The 19,345-nt window shown below is 46.1% G+C and carries 24 protein-coding genes and 1 pseudogene; 23 read left to right on the top strand and 2 right to left on the bottom strand.

Annotation, left to right across the window (positions count from 1 at the left end; genetic code table 11):
* The first annotated feature begins 57 nt into the window (after positions 1–57).
* A complete protein-coding gene (locus tag KNO99_RS11710) occupies positions 58–828 on the top strand; it encodes a nucleotidyltransferase domain-containing protein (protein ID WP_251131047.1) in 771 nt (256 codons plus the stop codon).
* On the opposite strand, the gene KNO99_RS11705 is transcribed toward KNO99_RS11710, so the two are convergent.
* Complete coding sequence (locus tag KNO99_RS11705; RefSeq protein ID WP_214748762.1) at positions 825–1,109, bottom strand: hypothetical protein; 285 nt, start codon at positions 1,107–1,109, stop codon at positions 825–827. The genes KNO99_RS11710 and KNO99_RS11705 overlap by 4 nt on opposite strands.
* A 73-nt stretch (positions 1,110–1,182) precedes the next feature.
* On the opposite strand from KNO99_RS11705, the pseudogene KNO99_RS11700 reads away from it, so the two are divergent.
* Positions 1,183–2,229 (top strand): annotated as a pseudogene (locus tag KNO99_RS11700) (flavin monoamine oxidase family protein); the annotation flags it as partial.
* 22 nt (positions 2,230–2,251) lie between these two features.
* On the opposite strand, the gene KNO99_RS11695 reads toward KNO99_RS11700, so the two are convergent.
* Positions 2,252–3,298: a Gfo/Idh/MocA family protein gene (locus KNO99_RS11695; RefSeq protein WP_214748756.1), complete on the bottom strand. Its 1,047-nt coding sequence runs from the start codon at positions 3,296–3,298 to the stop codon at positions 2,252–2,254.
* A gap of 138 nt (positions 3,299–3,436) precedes the next feature.
* Between KNO99_RS11695 and KNO99_RS11690 the strand changes: the two genes are divergently transcribed.
* The 21 genes from KNO99_RS11690 to KNO99_RS11590 all read left to right on the top strand — a co-directional run bounded on the left by KNO99_RS11690 (position 3,437) and on the right by KNO99_RS11590 (position 19,327).
* Entirely contained in the window at positions 3,437–3,940 is a 504-nt protein-coding gene (locus tag KNO99_RS11690; RefSeq protein ID WP_214748753.1) for a heme-degrading domain-containing protein, read from the top strand.
* On the top strand, positions 3,906–4,667 hold the full coding sequence (locus KNO99_RS11685; protein WP_214748750.1) for a DeoR/GlpR family DNA-binding transcription regulator: 762 nt from the start codon (positions 3,906–3,908) through the stop codon (positions 4,665–4,667). Before KNO99_RS11690 ends, KNO99_RS11685 begins: the two co-directional genes overlap by 35 nt.
* 257 nt (positions 4,668–4,924) lie before the next feature.
* Positions 4,925–6,013, top strand: a complete 1,089-nt coding sequence (locus KNO99_RS11680) for a PTS fructose transporter subunit EIIC (protein ID WP_214748748.1) — start codon at positions 4,925–4,927, stop codon at positions 6,011–6,013.
* Between the two features lie 30 nt (positions 6,014–6,043).
* On the top strand, positions 6,044–6,949 hold the full coding sequence (locus KNO99_RS11675) for an SDR family oxidoreductase (protein ID WP_214748745.1): 906 nt from the start codon (positions 6,044–6,046) through the stop codon (positions 6,947–6,949).
* Entirely contained in the window at positions 6,933–7,454 is a 522-nt protein-coding gene (locus KNO99_RS11670; RefSeq protein WP_214748741.1) for a PTS sugar transporter subunit IIA, read from the top strand. The genes KNO99_RS11675 and KNO99_RS11670 overlap by 17 nt, the downstream gene beginning before the upstream one ends.
* 15 nt (positions 7,455–7,469) lie before the next feature.
* Complete coding sequence (locus KNO99_RS11665) at positions 7,470–7,793, top strand: PTS fructose-like transporter subunit IIB (RefSeq protein ID WP_251131046.1); 324 nt, start codon at positions 7,470–7,472, stop codon at positions 7,791–7,793.
* Positions 7,794–7,854: 61 nt separating this feature from the next.
* Positions 7,855–10,146 carry a formate C-acetyltransferase gene (locus tag KNO99_RS11660; RefSeq protein WP_214748739.1) on the top strand — a complete coding sequence of 764 codons (2,292 nt, stop codon included), beginning with the start codon at positions 7,855–7,857 and terminating at the stop codon, positions 10,144–10,146.
* Between the two features lie 12 nt (positions 10,147–10,158).
* Entirely contained in the window at positions 10,159–10,983 is an 825-nt protein-coding gene (locus KNO99_RS11655; protein WP_214748737.1) for a [formate-C-acetyltransferase]-activating enzyme, read from the top strand.
* Between the two features lie 17 nt (positions 10,984–11,000).
* The gene (locus tag KNO99_RS11650) at positions 11,001–11,681 is read left to right on the top strand and encodes a fructose-6-phosphate aldolase (RefSeq protein ID WP_214748734.1); all 681 of its coding nucleotides are present in this window, start codon (positions 11,001–11,003) and stop codon (positions 11,679–11,681) included.
* Between the two features lie 124 nt (positions 11,682–11,805).
* A complete protein-coding gene (locus tag KNO99_RS11645; RefSeq protein ID WP_214748732.1) occupies positions 11,806–12,543 on the top strand; it encodes an IclR family transcriptional regulator in 738 nt (245 codons plus the stop codon).
* A 17-nt stretch (positions 12,544–12,560) separates the two neighbouring features.
* Positions 12,561–13,736: an MFS transporter gene (locus KNO99_RS11640; protein ID WP_214748728.1), complete on the top strand. Its 1,176-nt coding sequence runs from the start codon at positions 12,561–12,563 to the stop codon at positions 13,734–13,736.
* Entirely contained in the window at positions 13,736–14,197 is a 462-nt protein-coding gene (locus KNO99_RS11635; protein WP_214742961.1) for a heme-binding protein, read from the top strand. Before KNO99_RS11640 ends, KNO99_RS11635 begins: the two co-directional genes overlap by 1 nt.
* A 99-nt stretch (positions 14,198–14,296) precedes the next feature.
* Positions 14,297–14,746, top strand: a complete 450-nt coding sequence (locus KNO99_RS11630; RefSeq protein ID WP_214748725.1) for a hypothetical protein — start codon at positions 14,297–14,299, stop codon at positions 14,744–14,746.
* 13 nt (positions 14,747–14,759) lie between these two features.
* A complete protein-coding gene (locus tag KNO99_RS11625; protein ID WP_214748722.1) occupies positions 14,760–15,218 on the top strand; it encodes a hypothetical protein in 459 nt (152 codons plus the stop codon).
* Between the two features lie 9 nt (positions 15,219–15,227).
* On the top strand, positions 15,228–15,731 hold the full coding sequence (locus KNO99_RS11620) for a hypothetical protein (RefSeq protein ID WP_214748718.1): 504 nt from the start codon (positions 15,228–15,230) through the stop codon (positions 15,729–15,731).
* Positions 15,728–16,228 carry a hypothetical protein gene (locus KNO99_RS11615; protein ID WP_214748715.1) on the top strand — a complete coding sequence of 167 codons (501 nt, stop codon included), beginning with the start codon at positions 15,728–15,730 and terminating at the stop codon, positions 16,226–16,228. Before KNO99_RS11620 ends, KNO99_RS11615 begins: the two co-directional genes overlap by 4 nt.
* Complete coding sequence (locus KNO99_RS11610) at positions 16,203–16,685, top strand: hypothetical protein (protein WP_214748712.1); 483 nt, start codon at positions 16,203–16,205, stop codon at positions 16,683–16,685. The genes KNO99_RS11615 and KNO99_RS11610 overlap by 26 nt, the downstream gene beginning before the upstream one ends.
* 68 nt (positions 16,686–16,753) lie before the next feature.
* Positions 16,754–17,731: a DMT family transporter gene (locus tag KNO99_RS11605; protein ID WP_214748709.1), complete on the top strand. Its 978-nt coding sequence runs from the start codon at positions 16,754–16,756 to the stop codon at positions 17,729–17,731.
* Positions 17,732–17,743: 12 nt separating this feature from the next.
* Entirely contained in the window at positions 17,744–18,169 is a 426-nt protein-coding gene (locus KNO99_RS11600; RefSeq protein ID WP_214748705.1) for a DMT family transporter, read from the top strand.
* Positions 18,170–18,181: 12 nt separating this feature from the next.
* Complete coding sequence (locus KNO99_RS11595) at positions 18,182–18,841, top strand: Crp/Fnr family transcriptional regulator (protein WP_214748702.1); 660 nt, start codon at positions 18,182–18,184, stop codon at positions 18,839–18,841.
* Positions 18,842–18,853: 12 nt separating this feature from the next.
* The gene (locus KNO99_RS11590; RefSeq protein WP_214748698.1) at positions 18,854–19,327 is read left to right on the top strand and encodes a DMT family transporter; all 474 of its coding nucleotides are present in this window, start codon (positions 18,854–18,856) and stop codon (positions 19,325–19,327) included.
* The last annotated feature ends 18 nt before the right edge of the window (positions 19,328–19,345 follow it).

The following is a 19,345-nucleotide window of genomic DNA, read 5'->3' as shown; positions in this document are numbered from 1 at the left end:
GCATTTTATATCAGACATTCGGTAGGCTAAGCACATAGAAAAGAGGTCTTGATCAGAATGAATTCAACAAATCGACAGCGTTCTTTGAAGTGTCCGACCCGACTTGGAACGGACGAGGCAGGTTACGTCATGAACCAAACATCCATCCATCACGTGCAACCTGAATTTGAAGTGGTGCTCTTCAAAGCAATCGAATTGGTGAAAGAAGCATTCGATGAACAGCTACATAGCATATACCTATACGGAAGCATCGGTCGCGGGACGGCTGTTGCTGGTAAATCGGATCTCGATTTGACGGTGCTCGTGCATGAGGATGTCGATGCAACGGAATTGGTGGAGCAGACGGAGCAATTACTAACGGAACATCCGGAAGTCATCAAAATCGACTACGATATCGGTCGTCTGGATGTGGCACTGGATTCAGCGAACCGTTTTGAATGGGGCTTTTGGCTAAGACATCTTTGTACGTGTGTTTACGGGGAAGATGTTTCGACTCAATTCCCACTCATGAAGCCGGACGCTCTTGTAAGTGAGGCATTGAACCAGGATTTAGTTTCCGCCATTGAAACAGCTAAGTCCAAATTACTTCGTGGACAGATGTCTCATCTGGAGAAGCGCTCCATCGTGAAGCGTGTCATTCGAGGTTGGTATTTGACCATTAACGTGAAGGACAAGAGTTTTGCGACGACTGTAGAAGCGTGCTTGGCGATTCTAAAACTCTATTTCCCGGAAGATCTGCGAGTAGAGGAAGGGGAAACACTATTGAGACAAGATGACATCACAAATCAACAGCTTCTAGACTATTTGAATAAAATAGACTGGAATTAACGATGTCTTTCCTCAATCGGGATGTAACCGTTCGGTCGTCTTCGCTTTACGTCCGTCTCAAAGTAGAGTTGGGGCGTGTATAGAGCGCTCATTACGTAAAGGACGATAACAGACTCGACTAAAATCGACCATTGAATGAAATCGAATAAAAATAGAAACCATATAGAGTGTGAAACGAGACACATCGCCCAAGTCATCCCATTCTCTGTCCGAATAAATCGGTACAGGATGCGCATCAATACGATATAAGGGAAGAAGAGATAATAGAACATATTTTTCAATTGATGTCGTCCTTTCTAGAACAGATCCAATCATCTAACTCAGTATAATCGAGGAGAGACGGACGACAAAGGAGAATTTACAATGAAATCAATCGCCATTATCGGAGCTGGTGTCAGCGGGCTTTATGCCGCGACCAAACTCCACCAAAAAGGATATGACGTCACAGTCTTTGAGGCACGTGAGCGAGTCGGAGGACGCATCTTCACGAAGGAAGGCTATGACCTAGGACCGACATGGTATTGGCCGGATACGGAGAAGACGATCTCGGAACTCGTAGATACACTCGGACTCGAGTCTTTCCTTCAACATACGACAGGAGAGATGGTGCTCGAACGCCAGACGACGACTGCGCCGGAACGACATGTGTTGCCGGAGGAAAGCATCGTCCGATCGAAACGTTTAGTCGGTGGGATGACGAGTTTAGTGGAAGCCCTATACGCGAAGTTACCCGCTGACATCGTACATCTCGGACATCGTCTCACGTCCATCGACCGACAGTCAGACCAACTCCAATTGACGTTCCAAAATGGGTCGGTGCATCACACGGATGACGTGATTCTTGCACTTCCTCCACGCCTTGTCGCCAATCTAACAATCGAGCCTGAATTGCCAGCTTCGACACGGAATGCACTCAAAACGACTCCGACGTGGATGGCATCTCAGGCGAAGGCGCTGATTGTATACGAGACACCGTTCTGGCGAGAAGAGGGTCTGTCTGGCTTTGGGATGAGCTGGGTCGGTCCGCTCCAAGAGATTCATGACGCCTCACAGATTGACGGTCAAGGGGCGCTATTCGGATTCTTCCGTCTGTCACCGGGAGAACGAGAAGCGCTAGGGGAAGGACAAGTGAAGACACGTGTCATCGAACAACTAGAGAAGTTATATGGTCCAAAAGCGAATGACTTCTTGCGATTTCACTACATGGACTGGTCGGCAGAATCTGAGACGGCGACATCTGACGACCTCATGCCGCTCACGGCATTCCCGGCCTATGGTCCAATCGAGCTCGGAGACCGCCTCCATTTGATCGGTTCGGAGACGGATGCGCAGTTCGGAGGACATATCGAAGGGGCGTTACGGTCGGCAGAGCGAATCGCCCAACTAATGACTGAAGAGTAAAAACGGTTTGAGGTAATCCACCTCAAACCGTTTGTGGTCGTGCACTTAAATAAGCATTATGAATAACGATTTGTGCTTTGTAAGCATCTTCAAACGTGGCTGCAATTGGAGATGGTGTATTAGTAATTACCGCGTTCGAAAATGCAAGTAAAGAGGCTGTGTGAGCATTTTGGAAGAAGCCGAGACTGGCCCGGAGTGGCGGGAAATGAACACTTTCTAGTAATTCGTTAGAAGGGAACAATGATTTCGTTGAGCCACTCTCAGCATCAAACCAATCTACTTCATAACCGTTCTTCAAATTGACACGAAGACTTCCCTTTTCTCCAAACACCTCGAATATGTCGCGTGAATCTTGTTCGGCTGAAATTCGTGATACCTCAATTTCACCGGGAATCGAATTGGCGATGACATGACACTGCGCATACTCATCGACCTCACTTCGCTCTTTAAAATGTGTATGCGTATGTGCTTTCACCTCAGTGATGTCGCCAACGATGTATTGAACGAGATCGACGAGATGCACACCGAGGTCCAACAAGGCGCCACCACCACTTTCTTTAGTCGTTCGCCATACACCGGATTTTTTGTCACTCAAATAACTATAGTGGTACGTTGCTGTTTTAAAGCGAATCATACGTCCGATTGTCCCGTTTTCGAGCTCTTCTTTCAATAGCTGGACAGCGGGGAGAAAGCGATACATAAGCGCGACTGCATTCGGGATTTGATGGATTTTTGTTAATTCGACCATTTGCTTAGCATCTTCTAAGGTGTGGGCCAGTGGCTTTTCGCAATAGACCGGTATTTGATATTCAGCTGCTAACTCAACATAGTCTCGGTGATACTGATTTGGCGTGCAAATGTCGATGAAGGCGGGGCGCGTCATAATCATTTCTGAAAAAGTGTCAAAAGCATGAATGTTTGGCAAAGTTGGTGGAGAAGATGGAGACAGGATAGAACGGACGGATAACGTATAAGGAAGTCGGTGCTGCAAATTTGCTTGTGAAACACTTAACATATGTGTTTTGGCGATTGAGCCAAAGCCAATGATAGCGAATTGAACGTCTTTCATCATACACCTCATTATTGTTATTTATTGTTTGTTATCGTTGACAATTGTTTCGATGACATCGTACAGTCTAATTGAATCAGTGTCAATCCTAAAAAATATGAAATCAGGTGAGGTATGAATTCTTCAGAAGAAGTATTGATGGACCAAATAGTGCATCAGGAAAAGCAGCTCGTCTTCTCGCGCTTTTCGAGTGTGGATGCGATGAGGATTGGTCATTGGATGTATGAACGGGCTGTAGAGCAAGAACTCAATATTGCGATTCGGATCACTGTAAATCGTCGTCAATTATTCTATTGGTCTGCAGATGGGGCTAGTCCGGATAATGAAAAATGGATTTCACGAAAAGAGAACGTCGTGTATCATTTTTATAAGAGTTCTTACTACATGTCTTTATTGATGAAACAAAAGCAGGCAAATCTTGCGGTGAAATATGGGGTTGACCCAAATGAACATGTCGCCGCAGGGGGGGCTTTTCCGATAACATTGAGCGGAGTTGGCGTTGTAGGAGCCATCACTGTCTCTGGTTTGTCTCAACAGGAAGATCATCAGTTCGTTGTGGATGCGATTGAGACATTCTTGAAAAATTGTGAAGGAGGAATTGATTTCTATGCTAGCGGAAGAAAGGCATCGACGTATCGTTGAAATGACGAATTCAGCAGGGGCTGTCAAAGTAAAAGAGTTGAGTGGTCTATTTCACGTGACTGAAGATTGTATTCGAAAAGACCTTGCGCAATTGGAGAAAGCGGAACTATTGAAGCGAACATACGGTGGTGCGGTACCGATTCGAGTCAACACACACACGTTTGAAGTAGTACGACGAAAAGAGAGTAATCTGGAAGCGAAACGTAAAATCGCTCAGAAGGCGATTGACCTCGTTCAAAACGGGGACACGCTCTTTTTGGACATCTCGACGACAAACATTGAGATTGCAAAAGAGATTATTCGAGCAGGAAAACGTGTCACGATTGTCACGAACATGCTAGATGTGATTCGTGAATTTAATGGTAGCGAGTCAGCACGCCTCATTTCGATAGGAGGGCACTTGAATACGCATTGTGATGGCTTTATCGGCAGTTTGTCGATTCAATCGATTGCGGAATATAAGTTCGACCTCGCTTTTCTTGGAACAGTCGGAATGGATGTGTTCGACAATAGTGTCTATACGTATGATGCAGAAGATGGGATGACAAAAAAAGCAATTATTCATTCCTCGAGAAAGACCTATCTCGTCGCCGAAGTTGAGAAATTTAATCGGGATGGGAACTACAAATTTGCTTCTATCGATCAATTTGAAGCGATTATCACGGATGAAAAAACAGACGAAAAGATTGAACGTACACTTGCGAAATCGAATGTCGTCCTAATTTGAACATGAGAGACCCTCGAAGGAAAAACCTTTGAGGGTCTTTTGTCACAGGTCAAATTCAATAAGTTGTCAAATAAAAATATGTGATTATGTGTTGTATTTCACAATAAAAGATAATATGATTTCAGTGTAAAGTAATAAAAAACAATAATAAACAATAAAAATATTTAGAGGAGGTGCCTCGTTTTTTTAAACGCCAAAATGTAAGGGCTTTCTTTTGTGGACACTAAATCATTATCGAATTAAGGAGGAGAAATACAATGAATGCTGCTTGGAATGAATTTATCGGCATTTTTAAAGAAACACGCAAGCACTTAATGACCGGGGTATCGTACATGCTTCCGTTTGTCGTTGCAGGCGGAGTAATTTTAGCTGCATCAGTCGCACTGTTCGGTGAAGGAGGGGTTCCGACAGAAGGAACGTTATTGAATGATTTGTTCAATATTGGTGCGCAAGGATTATTCTTTATGGTTCCGATTCTCTCTGCTTACATTGCGTTTTCAATTGCTGACCGATCTGGTATAGCACCAGGAGCTATCGGAGGTGCGATTGCAAGTTCGACAGGAGCTGGATTCTTAGGAGGAATCGTATCGGGATTACTCGCTGGACTCGTATGTTACTACATTAAAAAGATTAAACTGCCTAAAGCGTTTGCTTCTCTTATGCCAATCATTATCATTCCGATTTTAGGCACGTTGATCACAGCATCATTTATGTTCTTTGTTGTCGGAGCACCAATAGCAGGTGTCATGGACTATTTAACGCAGTTCTTAACAAACCTTAGTGACAGCAACAAAATTTTAATCGGTATCGTCTGTGGGCTCATGACCGGATTTGACTTAGGCGGACCTGTCAACAAGGTGTCCTTCACCTTTGCGGTCGCGACTGTAAGTGCAGGAATTTATACGTATGCCGGTGCTTCAGCGGTTGCGGTTTGTACACCACCTCTCGGTTTGGCTCTTGCGACATTCATTGCAAGTCGCAAATTTACAGTAGAGGAACGTGAAGCAGGTAAAGGTGCGTTTGCAATGGGCTTGGTCGGGATCACAGAGGGTGCAATTCCATTTGCCGCGAATGATCCACTTCGAATTATTCCTGCTACGATGCTTGGGTCGGCAGCAGGCGCTGCATCCGCATATATGTTTGGTGTGACATGTCAAGTCGCTTGGGCGGGATTAATTATGATTCCGGTTGTTGGGAATGTCCTTGGTTTCTTGATCTCAGTTGCGATTGGTATGGCAGTGACGGCTGGGGTGGCAATCGCATTGAAAAAAGATGTGGTACTGGAAGCGCCGAAAGCAGATGACAGTAACGAGGAACTTGATTTCGACATCGAATACATCAGTTGATGAAGTGACAGTGAGAAAGGAAGTACATGTATGAAAAAGATATTACTGACAGGTGGAAAAGGGTTCTTTAGTAAGCGACTTGCCTCCTTCTATCACGATGACTATGAATGGGTTATTACGGATAAAGAAGAGCTGGATATTACAGATCGTCAGAGTGTATTTGCTTTCTTAGAAGAATTGCGTCCGGATTACGTGATTCATGCTGCGGCGATTGCGGTAACAGATTTTTGTAATGAACATCCAGAGGTAGCTCACCGCATCAATGTTCAAGGCGCAGTCAATGTTGCAGAGGCCGCTAAGGAAGTATCAGCAAAGATGATTTTTCTCAGTACCGAACAAGTTTTTAATGGGAACCGTGAACCAGGTCCGTATCGTGAGGACGATTTAGCTCAACCCGATACGGTTTACGGTCAAAACAAATTGGAAGCGGAAGAGCATTTGAAGCAAATTATCGATGAGTTATGGATTATCCGCTTCACATGGATGTTTGGTTTTCCTGAGCGACAACAAAGTATGGTGAATAATCTGTTTTGGGACACGATTGTTAGTGTGTTAAACGATGAACCTATTTCCGCATCAAAGCGAGAGTTTCGTGGTATGACATACGTCTATGACATGATTTCGCAATTTGAAAAAGTATTCACTTTACCTTATGGGACATACCATTTTGGAAGTGAAAATACGATGAGTCGATACGAAGCGGTCGAATATTTACTAGAGACAATGGGACTAGGAGATCGCGCGGCGTCTCTTTTAATAGAAGATAAAGAGAAATATCAAGAACTTCCTCGAGACATCCGCCTAGATGCATCGAAAGCTAAAAAATTTGGAGTCTCGTTTTTATCGACGCAACAAGCGATGCGTTTAGCGATTGAAGACTATGGTCTCGTAATCAATAAAAATAAAGCAGGTGGAAAACATGGCATTACTCATTAACCAAAACTTGATTCAATTGGACCTTGATGTGGAGACGAAAGAAGACGCGATTGAACAAATGTCAAAACTCGTCCTGTCGGAGAATCGATTGAATACGTATGAATCTTGCGCATTTCTTCTTGAAGAACGGAGTGCTCAATGTAATGAAACGAAAGATCAGTGCTACAACACATTTTTAAATAACGTATTGGAACGTGAAGCTCTTAGTACGACTGGGATTGGCTTCGGAATTGCGATTCCGCACGGCAAATGTTGTGCAGTGTCAGAACCTACTGTCGTATTTGCGAGATTGAAAAAACCATTAGACTGGCAATCACTTGATGGCGATCCTGTCGAGGCAGTGTTCCTTCTTGCTGTTCCTAAAGCAGCAGCGTCGAACGAGCATTTACGGATACTCGCCGCATTATCAAGAAAATTAATGCATGATGACTTTAAAGAAACACTTCGTACAGCACAAGACAAAACAAAACTTGAGAGCTTCTTGACGGAAGCACTAACAGCCTAAAAGGAGGAATATATCATGAAATTAGTAGCGGTAACAGCGTGTCCATCTGGAGTGGCACATACGTATTTATCAGCAGAAGCGTTGAGCATCGCAGCAAAGAAAGCAGGAATCGAGATTCTCGTTGAAACACAGGGGTCAATTGGAATTGAAAATGAACTAAAAGCAACTGATATCGAGGCAGCGGACGCAGTCATTCTAACGAATAATGTGGCCATCAAAAATGAAGAGCGTTTTAAAGGAAAACCAATCGTTCGTTTGAGTGCCGGAGACTGTATCAAAAAAGCAGATGCAATCATGGCTCAACTCGAGAAAAAATTAGGGTCGAAATCGATGGCATAAGAGAGCGGGGAGGGAGGTGGCTCTCTCCTTCTCTTTATTAAGGAAGATGAGGTGAAACGACGTGAATCAACGCATAGAGAAATTAAAGCAAGAATTGTTTCGTGAGAAGCGATATGTCTCAATTGAGCGTGCTCTGTTATATACAGAAAGTTATCGTGAGACAGAGGGAGAACCGATCATACTGAGACGAGCGAAAGCGACAGCTCATATATTGAATAACGTGAATATTTCAATCCGTAATCACGAACTGATTGTCGGGAATCGGACCGTATTGCCTCGTTCGGGAATCATTTCTCCAGAAATGGATCCATACTGGATTTTAGAAGAGCTTGATACAATCCATGTTCGTCCACAAGATCGATTTGAAATAAGTGAAGAAGATAAAGAAATTTATCGAAATGTTCTGTTCCCGTATTGGAAAGAACATTCAATGAAAGATTTCATCAATGGTCAAATCAATCCGACGGTGAGAGAAGCTGTCTCCCGTGATATTTTTAAACTCAATCAAACTGACAAGGGACAAGGTCACATCATTATGGACTTCCCTTATATTTTAGAACGAGGCATCGGATGTATTCAGGATGATCTTCGTGCAAAAAGTGAAACGCGTTCGAAAGTATTTTATCAAGCAAGTCTTCTCATTTTTGAGGCTATGGAACACCATATTTTGAGATATGCAGATGAATCGGCACGTTTGGCAAATGATGCAACTGAGGATCGTAAGAAAGAGTTGCAAGAAATTGAACGAGTCTGCAGAAAAATAGCAGTACAACCACCGGAAACCTTTTTAGAGGCGACTCAGTTACTGTGGTTTGTTTGTCTTGTCGGTCAGTATGAGTCGAACGCCTCCTCCTTATCACTCGGTCGAATGGATCAATATTTATATCCATATTATGAGCACGATGTGGCAAAAGGGATGTCTATTGAAGCGATTAAAGAAATTTTAGAATGCTTCTTTGTAAAAACAAACGATGTCGTTCTCATTCGTAGTGAAAACAGCGCCAAGTATTTTGCAGGTTTCCCGACCGGATATACAGTGGCGCTCGGAGGGCTGACAATCACAGGTCGTTCTTCTGTTAACGCATTGTCTCATTTGTTCCTAGAAGCATATCGAGACATTCAGCTCCCTCAGCCGAACTTGTCAGTTCGAACAAATGAATGGATACCGAGAACATTTTTACGAGATACAGCACAAACGATTCGGCTAGGTACAGGAATTCCACAATTATTTAACGATGAAGTGATCGTCCCTGGATTTTTATCAAAAGGAGTAGCTCTTGAAGATGCACGTGACTATGCCATTGTTGGTTGTGTAGAAATCACGATTCCTGGAAAAACATACGGATTACACGATATCGCTTTATTTAACTTGTTAAAAGTGATGGAAATTTCCCTTCACGAACTGCGTGGGAAACCGGATATTACGTTTGAAGATGTGATGTCACGAATTGAATTCAATATTGATCATTATGTTGCGCTCGTCACCGAAGGATCAAACATTGTCGATATGGGTCATCGTGAGTTCGCACCGACACCATTTTTATCGACACTTATTGAGGGGTGCCTTGAGAAAGGTCTTGATGTGACGGAAGGTGGTGCCACATACAACTTCTCAGGAATTCAAGGAATCGGACAGGCAAATTTAAGTGATTCACTGTATGCGCTACAAAAACTTGTCTTTGAAGAGAGACGAATCACTTTTGACGAATTGCTCGATGCATTGGAACAAAATTTTGAGTCACCTGAACAAGAAGAGTTACGTATTCGCCTCATTCATCGCTACAACAAGTATGGAAACGACCACGATGAGATTGATGATATTGCAGCGAGCGTTTTTCGGCATTATGCGAAGCAACTTGAGCGGTACAAAAATGCACGAGGTGGTGTTTTTACAGCCGGCGCTTATACAGTATCGGCTCACATTCCGCTCGGTGAGGCCGTAGGTGCGACACCGGACGGACGAAAAGCGCGCGAACAGTTAGCCGATGGTGGGTTGTCACCGATGGTCGGACGCGATCAGTTAGGACCGACAGCTGTGCTGAAAACGGTCAGCAAACTGGATAACTATTTAACGGTGAATGGTAGCCTGCTCAACCTGAAGTTTACACCGTCTGCACTTCAAGATGAATCGGGGCTTGAGAAGTTTAGTGATTTCTTAATGGCGTTTACAAAGTTGAAAATTCAACACGTTCAATTCAACGTATTGACGAAAGAAACGTTATTAAAAGCTCAAGCTAATCCGCAGGACTATACAGGGCTCATCGTTCGAGTTGCCGGGTACAGCGCCTTCTTTGTCGAATTGGACAAAAAATTACAAGACGATATTATCGATCGGGCAGAGCACGTTTTATAAGGAGGGAATTCGATGAAAGGGTTGATTTTTAACATTCAACGTTACTCCATACACGACGGGAGCGGGATTCGTACACTAGTTTTCTTTAAGGGTTGTCCGCTCAAGTGCCCGTGGTGTGCCAACCCTGAATCCCAAACACTTGAACCGGAACAGGCGATTATTGTAGATCGCTGTATCGATTGTCGACAATGTAGTTTCAACGAGGCGGATTGCCCTACAGGTGCTTGGACAACATTCGGAAAATATATGAGTGTAGAAGAAGTCATTGAAGAGGTAGAAAAGGATTACATGTTTTTTCGGACGTCAGGTGGCGGCGTGACCTTGTCTGGTGGAGAAGTGTTGGCACAGTGGCCCTTTGCAGTTGAGCTTTTGAAAGGTTTGAAAAAAAGAGGGATTCACACGGCGATTGAAACGAGCGGACAAGGGCCAACCAAAGGGTTAGAACAAATGGTGCCATATTTAGACACGGTGCTATTCGACTTTAAAATATGGGATGTTAATCGTGCAAAAGAAATGTTACATGCTAACGTCCCGCTTATTCAACGAAACTTTGAATTACTGATTGCACGAGGAATGCATGTCATTCCGAGATTTCCCCTCATTCCGGGCTATACGATGGATTCGACAAATGTAAGCGCCATTTCGGCGTACTTATCACAGTTCTCATTGCCAGAGGTACATTTGCTCCCATTCCATCAATATGGTCGGAGAAAATATGAATATTTAGATCGTGAATATGAGTTGAAAGAAGTAGAACCGCCGACAGACGAAGAGGTACGTAGAATTCAACAGACAATGAATCAACATGAATTCGACGTTGTTGTCGGTGGATTGTAAATTTAGGAGGAACCCACATGTTATATTATTTAGATACTGCATCCATTGAACAAATCAAAAAGGCATTTGACTATTATCCGATGGCAGGTGTCACGACAAACCCGACAATCATCTCAAAAGAGAAGACGGCATTTCTTCCTTTGTTACAGGAAATTCGTAGCGTAATTGGAATGGAAGCTGATCTTCACGTCCAAGTTCTCGGTCAAACGGCGGAGACAATGGTTGCCGAAGCGAAATATTTAAAAGAGAAAATTGGTGGAGAACTTGTCATTAAGATTCCGGTCATTCCGGAAGGGATTAAAGCGATGAAGTGGCTGTCACGTGAAGGGTTCCGTATTACAGCGACAGCCATTTATACGGCTGATCAGGCACTGATGGCTGCGATGGCAGGCGCGGAATTCCTCGCACCGTACGTCAACCGAATCGATAATATTAGCGGGAATGGCGTTGCTGTCGTTCGCCAAATTCAAACGATGCTTAACCAACATGAGCTCGATGCGAAAATACTCGCAGCATCATTTAAAAATAATCAACAAGTTCATGAAGTCGCGCTAGCGGGTGCACAATCTGTCACGGTGAATGCTGACATCATGGATCAGTTGTTGGCCCACCCACTTACGACATCGAGCGTTTCCCAATTTGTATCGGATTGGGAAGCTGTATATGGTGAGAGTACCATCATCGACCCAGTCCGCTAATCTTTACTACACCCGTCAACATAATGACGGGTTTTTATTATGGTTTCATATATCGAAACTTTTTTGGGTATCTTTGAAGTAACAATACATTCTGCTTATGATAAGCGACATGAGGTGATTCAACATGGAAGCATACATGGTGACCACACTGCAAAAAGGACTACATTTGATTGATTTGATTCGGGTGAATGAATCGATGACATTGACCGAGCTGATGCGAGCATCCGGCTATAACAAGACGACGACGTTCCGTCTCCTGTATACGCTCGAGCAGTTGAACTATGTGGAGAAGACGGAAGACGGCTATCGCCTAGGTAACAAGCTCGAATCGGTCGAAGCACCGATTGATACGGTGACGAACTGGTATACCGTGCCTCCGCTCCAACAGTTGAGTGAAGAAACTGGCGAAACGGTATATGTCGCCATCTTGCATGGTACAAATGTCGTCAACACACAGGTCGTGGATGGAACGCATTCGATTCGAAGTCACACGGAAGTCGGAGAACGTTCGCCGGCGCATCAAAGCGCGCTCGGAAAAGCGATTCTCGCTTTCTTGGACGAGTCGTCGTTACAGCGTGTCATGACGGAACTCGAACTTGTTCAAAAGACGGCGCACACGTTCGTCGATCGTCAGTTGTTGACCTATCATCTTCGTGCCATCCATGAACAAGGGTACGCAGTTGATGACGAAGAAGCCGAAATCGGACTGCGTTGTATCGCGGTCCCGATTATGCGTGACGGTCATGTCATCGCCGCACTCGCCATCTCGGGTCCGAGTTCACGGTTGACGAAAAAGCGTGACCGTCAGCTCAGTAAAGTCCTTCAGCAGTATAGTCAAGCCATCACCTCCTTCATTCAATAATTCAGGAGGAATTCATTATGACGAAACAGATGTACCGCGCCTTGTTCGCGTTGGCCATCAGTGCCTTCGCCATTGGGACGACCGAGTTTGTCATCGTCGGTCTGCTCGAGACGGTCGCGGATGATTTAGCCATCTCGTTGACGACGGCTGGGAGTCTCGTCTCCGGTTACGCACTCGCATTGGCCATCGGGACACCGATTTTAGCGGTCGTCTTCAGCGGGATGAACAAAAAACGCTTGCTCGTTTGGTTGATGGTCGTGTTCACGATCGGGAATGCCCTCGGCGTCATCGCACCAACCTATGAATGGTTGATGGTGTCTCGTGTCGTGACTGCTGTCGCACACGGATTATTCTTCGCCATGGCGACGATTGTGGCGACACGAATCGTTCCACCCACGAAGCAAGGGACTGCCGTCTCCATCATGTTCACAGGTCTCACGGTCGCAACGATTTTAGGCGTTCCGCTCGGGACTTGGGTCGGTCAGTCGTTCGGTTGGCGCACCACGTTCGGTGTCGTCGCTGCGCTCGGTGTGATTGGATTAATTGCGATTCTCACATCTGTGCAACAAGACAAGCAGCAGACCGAAGAAAAGACAACCCTTCGTGATATCGGAGCGCTCGTGAAGAATCCTCATATATTAGGAGCACTCACAATGACGATCCTCGGGTTCGGGGCGACGTTCGTCCTGTTCACCTACATGGCACCAATCTTATCGGGTGTCAGTGGGTATGCGAGCTCGAGCATCACGTGGATTCTGTTACTATACGGCGTGTTTGTTGCTATCGGGAATATCATCGGAGGACGAATCGCAGATAAGGAGCCGCTCAAAGGCTTACGTTTCGTCTTTCTTGCTCAAGCAGTCATTTTAGCGCTGCAATACGTCCTATTACCGGAGAAATTCTTGGCGCTTGTTGCCATTTCACTTCTCGGACTCGTAGCGTTCATGATGTCAGCCGGTGTACAGACACACATCGTTCAGCTCGCGGAACGATACGTCCCGTCGGCGAAAGGAATGGCATCGGCATTAAACATTTCGGCATTCAATATTGGGATCGCCCTCGGTTCGACGCTCGGTAGTGTCGTCCTCGCCGTCTCAGACGTATTGAATACCGCCTTTGTCGGAGCAGGGATGGCGTTACTCGCGTCACTTCTTGCGATGGTCAGTTACAACAAACAAAAGGAGAGATTATGATGAATACAACACAACTTCAAGCACAAGAGGAACAATTGACACTTTCAACGTTCGGACACGAGGAAGCACTTCAACTCGGTCAGACGATTATCGATTTGGCAAAAGAGGATGGGGTAAACGTCGCCGTTCATATCGAAAAGAACCGTATCCCGGTCTTCACGCATTTGATGGAAGGAACGACAGAAGAGAATTACATGTGGTTGTTCCGGAAGAAAAGGGTGACGGACCACTATCAACGTAGCTCGCACTTCATCGCGAAGCGTTTTGAAGAGTCGGGTCTTTCACACGATACAAATTCACTGTTACCAGCGAACGACTATCAGGCCATCGGAGGAACGCTTCCGATCCGCGTGAACGGTGTCGGGATGATCGGTACGGTGACAGTCGCAGGCTTAACACCAGAGCTCGATCATGAGTATGCGGTTAGAGGAATGGAGCGTTATCAAGCCAAACAAGGATGAGTGAGAAGGGAGAGCGATTAGGCTCTTCCTTTTTAATTTGTAAAATAACGGAACTTTTCTCATGCTCATCCCGTATAGTGGAAGAAGAGGTGAATTAAGATGAACAAAGAAGAACGACTACATACAATCAAACAATCAAATCGAAAGCGACTCCTGCAACGCTTACTCTTAGCGCTTCCGGCAGGTCTTGCGGTTTACTTCCTCATGCGAACGGACGGGAACATTTGGATTGGGTTCGCCATCATCGGTGGGGTGTTACTTGCGACGCGTTACTTCTTTTCGAATGAAGCAGAGGCGATCAGTCAATTGTCGGAGCAAGCACAGGTGAAACGTGTCGTGACACTGCAGTATCATCTGGACTTCCTCTTTATCGCATTGCTCGGACTGGTGAATCCGTTGGCCATTCGAATCATGGAATGGTCTTGGATTCCTGTGGTTCTCATCGGTGGGGCATTGTTTTATATCTTATGGGCTCAAGAGAAGCTCGATCAACAAATCCGCTGGCTCGACCCGGAACAACCGACACGTCGTGAGATTCGACGATTCTGAAAGGATGAATGAAGTGAACAAACAAGAACGGATCAATACGATTTATCGTTATCAACAGCGTTGGCTTTTGTTGCGCTCAATTCTTGCAATCCTAATAGGAGGACTTGTCGTTCTCACGCTTCAGTCTAACGGAGAACCGATGTACACCATCCCGTTAGCGTTCACACTCACGATTATGCTTTACGTCATCGGACGAGAACGTCGCTTCGTCAGAAAGTTAACGAATGTGGAACAAGCCAAACGGATCATCGATTGGCAGTATGTATCGGAAATGGGGCTACTCGTCTTATTAGCCATCCTCTTTCCATTCATCGTTCTAATCGGTTGGCCGGGATGGTCGCTATTCGTCGTCTTCTTAAGTGGAGTCATCTTATTGCACTTCGTACAGAAGATGCTCGACAGACAGATTTCCGAGTATGACGCGGAACAACCGATGCGCCGCGAAATCAAACTCGACTTCGTAAAAGACTGAGGTGACACCATGGACAAAGCCGAACGATTTCGACAGATTGAGCAGTTTGAGAAGCGCTTCACCCGTCTGAATATAATCGTAAGTGCAGTCATGTTAGGCGTATCGATTTATTTTCTGTCGACATGGAGTCCGTATAGCATTCTCCTGCCAGGTGTCGCACTTTTTTATGCGACATGGCTTGAATGGAGAAAGATGATATTACAGCAATCCTTCAACGAATCGACACGCTATCATCGTCTATTACGAATGAATTTTACTGTCATGTTGATCAGTTTGATGTGGTATCTGATTTTGATTACGATGCATTTCAACGGAATCGATCTCTTACCGTGGATGAGTTGGACGCTCCTCATCGGCGGATCGTGTCTCATATTGATTCCACGTTGGATTGACCGAAAGCAGTCCGCGCTTGATGAGCACCACGTCACATCTGGCGAATGGACCCGGTCAAATCGTGAGCGTTTGAAACGTGCGTTAGATGATTTTTCAAGGAAAGGTCGTAAAGAGTCATGATAAAACAAGAACGAATTCAATATATCGGGGCATATCGGAAAATGCATCAAAATGCGAGCATATGGCTCACAGCGGCCCTCATTGTCTGTAACAGTTTCGTCCTCGGTTTTGACACATGGTGGATATGGGGGATCGGGTCGACGCTAGCAGCGACTGGACTCATGTATCTCACACGTCAAGAAAGTAAACAGTTGCAAACCATGACGTCCGGAAAAGCCCAGTCGCTCACGAAGCGTTTATATCGCCTCTATTCTTACTGGATTGGAGCGGTCACAGGAATGGTCCTTCTCAGTCGCCTTGAGGTTTCATCAATCGGTCTAGGCTTCATCGTCCTGGGCATCATTGGTCTAGGTATCGTCCTGCTAGCATGGACCCACTATCAGACCGTCCGGCAATTACGACAAGCCGACCCGGACCAACCGACACGGGATGAGGTGACGAAGCACTATCGATCTTACGAAGGGAGTACATATGCTGACGAAAGAAAAGCGAATTGAACAGTTGCTCAAACAGGATGACAGTCATTGGCGTTGGCGGTGGGGCGTCGCCATCGCGACCGTCGTGATGACATTCCTCATCGCTGCGCAGTACAGACTGTACGCTCCGCTCATCGTCTTCATCAGTTTTTTTCCGTATCTCTGTCTCGAGTGGCGGAAGACAAAACTGCTTCTTACCTTTAACGAGGATGCCCGTTATCAACGTCTGGTGTATACAGACTTTGGGATCCAGTGGCTCTGCTTCGTCTCGACCATCTGCCTACTAGCCGCCTATTATGCTGATTCGTTGTCGCCCGTCGTTGCTATTGCCGGGTTATTCGGGATCGGTGGGCTGTCGATTTTGGCACCATACATCATCAATCAAAAGCTTCACAAGTTCGATGTGCATCACGTACTTGGGAAAGAATTGCGTGAAGCACGCGATCAGCGTTTTCATGAGTCCAAAACGAACACCTGAAAAGGGTTCGTTTTTTTATTTGAGGACATCGGTCCTTTTCTTCTTGGGTGTCGAGGCGTAAGCTGACAATGTATAGAGAACTAGTAGAAGAATCGAGGAAGACGTTCATGTTAGCTATTTTGATTGGATTGACGATTGGGATTTTGCTACCGATGCAGACAAGTGTGAACTCTCGTTTGCGCCAAGTGGTCGGCTCCCCGTTCGTCGCATCGTTTTTATCGTTTACCGTCGGGACCATCTTTTTATTTCTGTTACTCCTTTTGACCGGACAGTCATTCGGGTTTGATAGCTCGGTGATTCAGGAAGGTCCAGGGTGGATGTGGATCGGTGGACTGTTAGGTGTTTTATTTTTAACGGGGAATATCTTGTTGTTCCCGAGGCTCGGAAGTGTCCAGACGGTCATCATGCCGATTTTTGGACAGATTTTAATGGGGTTGTTGATTGACCATTTTGGTTGGTTCAACTCCGTTGAGCATCCGATCACGGCGTTACGCTTGTTCGGGGTCGTGCTCGTCTTACTTGGCGTCATCGGAACGGTGGCTTTATCCGACTGGCTCAACCGCCGAAGAGGCAAGCTGGTCGTCTCCATGGAAACGGACACCGGGAACCTGAACCTTTGGCGACTGTTTGGAATTTTCACAGGAATGATGAGTGCCACGCAAACGGCCATTAACGGCTATTTGGGAACGGTGCTCGAATCGGCTCTGAAAGGGGCATTGGTCTCTTTCGTTGTCGGTACGATGGCGCTCTTACTCATCTTGCTCGTCTCGCGTCAACCGATTCCGCTCGGACGATTGAAAGGTCAACCGTGGTGGATCTGGCTCGGTGGGATCATCGGGGCGCTCTTCATCGGAGGAAACGTCCTGATCGTTCCGATTGTCGGGACGGGGATTGCTGTCATCATCGTCATTGTCGGACTGTTATGTGGAAGTTTACTGATTGACCGCTTCGGTTGGTTCGGAGCGAAGAAGAACCCGGTCACCGGTGTTCAACTCGTGAGCTTGATCGTCATGGTGCTTGGGATTGTATTGATTCGTCTATCTTAAGGGGGGAAAACGATGCGAGGAGTGTTGTTTGCAATCAGCGGAGGCTTCTTTTTGACGTTACAAAGTGTTGCGAATGCGCGAATTAGTTCACAGATTGGGACGTTTCAAGCGGCGACGTTGACACAGTTCACGGGATTCATCGTCGCGCTCCTCGTCATGTTGGCGTTACGCGACCGCACGTATATCGAGATGCGTCACGTGAACCCGCTCTACTTATCAGGTGGGGCGTTTGCGGCGATTATCTTGTTCAGTAATATGACAGCCGTCCACGAGCTCGGGGTCACGCTCACAATTTCCTTGTTCCTCATCGCACAGCTGGCACTCGCGCTCGTCATCGACTGGCGTGGATGGTTCGGAATGGTGCGTCGGAACTTGAACGGGATGCAGTTGTTCGGGGTGTTCATGATGATTGCGGGGGTCATTTTATTAAAATGGTAGGGGGAAACGTATATGGTTGAGGCGTATGTGAAGCAATTTGAATTAGACGTTTTGCCCGTTGCTGCGCAACAAGAATTGAAACTTGTCCGATACGAGCCGGGAGACGTCATTTGTACGCAAGGCGATGAAGCGGAGCATCTCCGTTTCTTAGTGAAAGGGAAGATTCGCGTCTCTCATACTTCCGCTACCGGTAAGCGACTCGTCCTTTCTTTCAAATATCCACTCGATTTGATTGGGGACATCGAATATATTCAACGGACCCCTTATTTGAATACGGTTGAAGCTGTCACAGAAGTTGAGATGCTCGTCATCCGATTCGAGGATTTAGTACGTCACGCGCACGAAGAAGTCGCCTGGTTACATTATTTATTGGAAGAAATCACGCGAAAGTTTGAACGGAAGTCGCAGTCCCTCAGCTTCAACTTGTTCTATCCTGTCGAAGTACGTTTGGCGAGTTATTTATTGTCGATGACGCCAGATGACCAAACGCTAGGTTCGACTGTCGATCAATTGACGGATATCGCTGATTTGATTGGGACGAGTTATCGTCATGTGAACCGGACGCTTCGGCGTTTCGTCGAGGCAGGATTGATTGAACGAAATCGGCGGATGATCACCATCATCGACCGGGAAGGGTTGTTGGAGATTGTCGGGGAGAGTATTTATGAATAGGAGGGGAGAACCATGGCGATTGGGATGATGCTTGCTGTCATCGGCGGAATGCTCGTCTGTGTGCAAAATACGTTTAACGCCAACGTTAAAAAGCGTGTTGGTGCGTGGGCGACGACGACACTCGTCCTTGGACTCGGATTTTTGGCATCGCTCCTGATTGGTCTATTCCAAGAAGGGAGTGCCTTGTTCCGAGTAGAGGAGATGGAGACATGGTACTGGTTCAGCGGAATCCTCGGCGTCGGGGTCGTCATGAGTGTGACGCAAGGTGTCGAGCGGCTCGGACCGAGTTATGCCATCTCAATCGTCATGGTGTCTCAAATATTGTTCGCGCTCCTCTGGGATACGTTAGGATGGTTCGGCTTGACGTCCGTTCCGTTCACCTGGAAGACGGTCGTCGGGATTGTGTTGATCGTCGGAGGGGTGCTCGTGTTTCAGTTGAGTGGGAAGGGTAAACCAACTCGCGCGGCGGTGAACCGTGCGAGTTAAACGTTAAAAAGAAGTTCC

This window comes from Exiguobacterium sp. s189, assembly GCF_018617615.1.
In the GTDB taxonomy this organism is placed as follows: Bacteria; Bacillota; Bacilli; order Exiguobacteriales; family Exiguobacteriaceae; genus Exiguobacterium; species Exiguobacterium aestuarii_A.
Note: the sequence above shows the minus strand (reverse complement) of the source record. Positions and strands in the feature narration are given on the sequence as shown.

Excerpts from the sequence above, each read along its gene's own strand:
- KNO99_RS11710 (WP_251131047.1), top strand. The coding sequence starts at position 58 with ATGAATTCAACAAATCGACAGCGTTCTTTGAAGTGTCCGACCCGACTT.
- KNO99_RS11695 (WP_214748756.1), bottom strand. The coding sequence starts at position 3,298 with ATGAAAGACGTTCAATTCGCTATCATTGGCTTTGGCTCAATCGCCAAA.
- KNO99_RS11690 (WP_214748753.1), top strand. The coding sequence starts at position 3,437 with ATGGACCAAATAGTGCATCAGGAAAAGCAGCTCGTCTTCTCGCGCTTT.
- KNO99_RS11685 (WP_214748750.1), top strand. The coding sequence starts at position 3,906 with ATGCTAGCGGAAGAAAGGCATCGACGTATCGTTGAAATGACGAATTCA.
- KNO99_RS11680 (WP_214748748.1), top strand. The coding sequence starts at position 4,925 with ATGAATGCTGCTTGGAATGAATTTATCGGCATTTTTAAAGAAACACGC.
- KNO99_RS11675 (WP_214748745.1), top strand. The coding sequence starts at position 6,044 with ATGAAAAAGATATTACTGACAGGTGGAAAAGGGTTCTTTAGTAAGCGA.
- KNO99_RS11670 (WP_214748741.1), top strand. The coding sequence starts at position 6,933 with ATGGCATTACTCATTAACCAAAACTTGATTCAATTGGACCTTGATGTG.
- KNO99_RS11665 (WP_251131046.1), top strand. The coding sequence starts at position 7,470 with ATGAAATTAGTAGCGGTAACAGCGTGTCCATCTGGAGTGGCACATACG.
- KNO99_RS11655 (WP_214748737.1), top strand. The coding sequence starts at position 10,159 with ATGAAAGGGTTGATTTTTAACATTCAACGTTACTCCATACACGACGGG.
- KNO99_RS11650 (WP_214748734.1), top strand. The coding sequence starts at position 11,001 with ATGTTATATTATTTAGATACTGCATCCATTGAACAAATCAAAAAGGCA.
- KNO99_RS11645 (WP_214748732.1), top strand. The coding sequence starts at position 11,806 with ATGGAAGCATACATGGTGACCACACTGCAAAAAGGACTACATTTGATT.
- KNO99_RS11640 (WP_214748728.1), top strand. The coding sequence starts at position 12,561 with ATGACGAAACAGATGTACCGCGCCTTGTTCGCGTTGGCCATCAGTGCC.
- KNO99_RS11635 (WP_214742961.1), top strand. The coding sequence starts at position 13,736 with ATGAATACAACACAACTTCAAGCACAAGAGGAACAATTGACACTTTCA.
- KNO99_RS11630 (WP_214748725.1), top strand. The coding sequence starts at position 14,297 with ATGAACAAAGAAGAACGACTACATACAATCAAACAATCAAATCGAAAG.
- KNO99_RS11620 (WP_214748718.1), top strand. The coding sequence starts at position 15,228 with ATGGACAAAGCCGAACGATTTCGACAGATTGAGCAGTTTGAGAAGCGC.
- KNO99_RS11615 (WP_214748715.1), top strand. The coding sequence starts at position 15,728 with ATGATAAAACAAGAACGAATTCAATATATCGGGGCATATCGGAAAATG.
- KNO99_RS11610 (WP_214748712.1), top strand. The coding sequence starts at position 16,203 with ATGCTGACGAAAGAAAAGCGAATTGAACAGTTGCTCAAACAGGATGAC.
- KNO99_RS11605 (WP_214748709.1), top strand. The coding sequence starts at position 16,754 with ATGTATAGAGAACTAGTAGAAGAATCGAGGAAGACGTTCATGTTAGCT.
- KNO99_RS11600 (WP_214748705.1), top strand. The coding sequence starts at position 17,744 with ATGCGAGGAGTGTTGTTTGCAATCAGCGGAGGCTTCTTTTTGACGTTA.
- KNO99_RS11595 (WP_214748702.1), top strand. The coding sequence starts at position 18,182 with ATGGTTGAGGCGTATGTGAAGCAATTTGAATTAGACGTTTTGCCCGTT.
- KNO99_RS11590 (WP_214748698.1), top strand. The coding sequence starts at position 18,854 with ATGGCGATTGGGATGATGCTTGCTGTCATCGGCGGAATGCTCGTCTGT.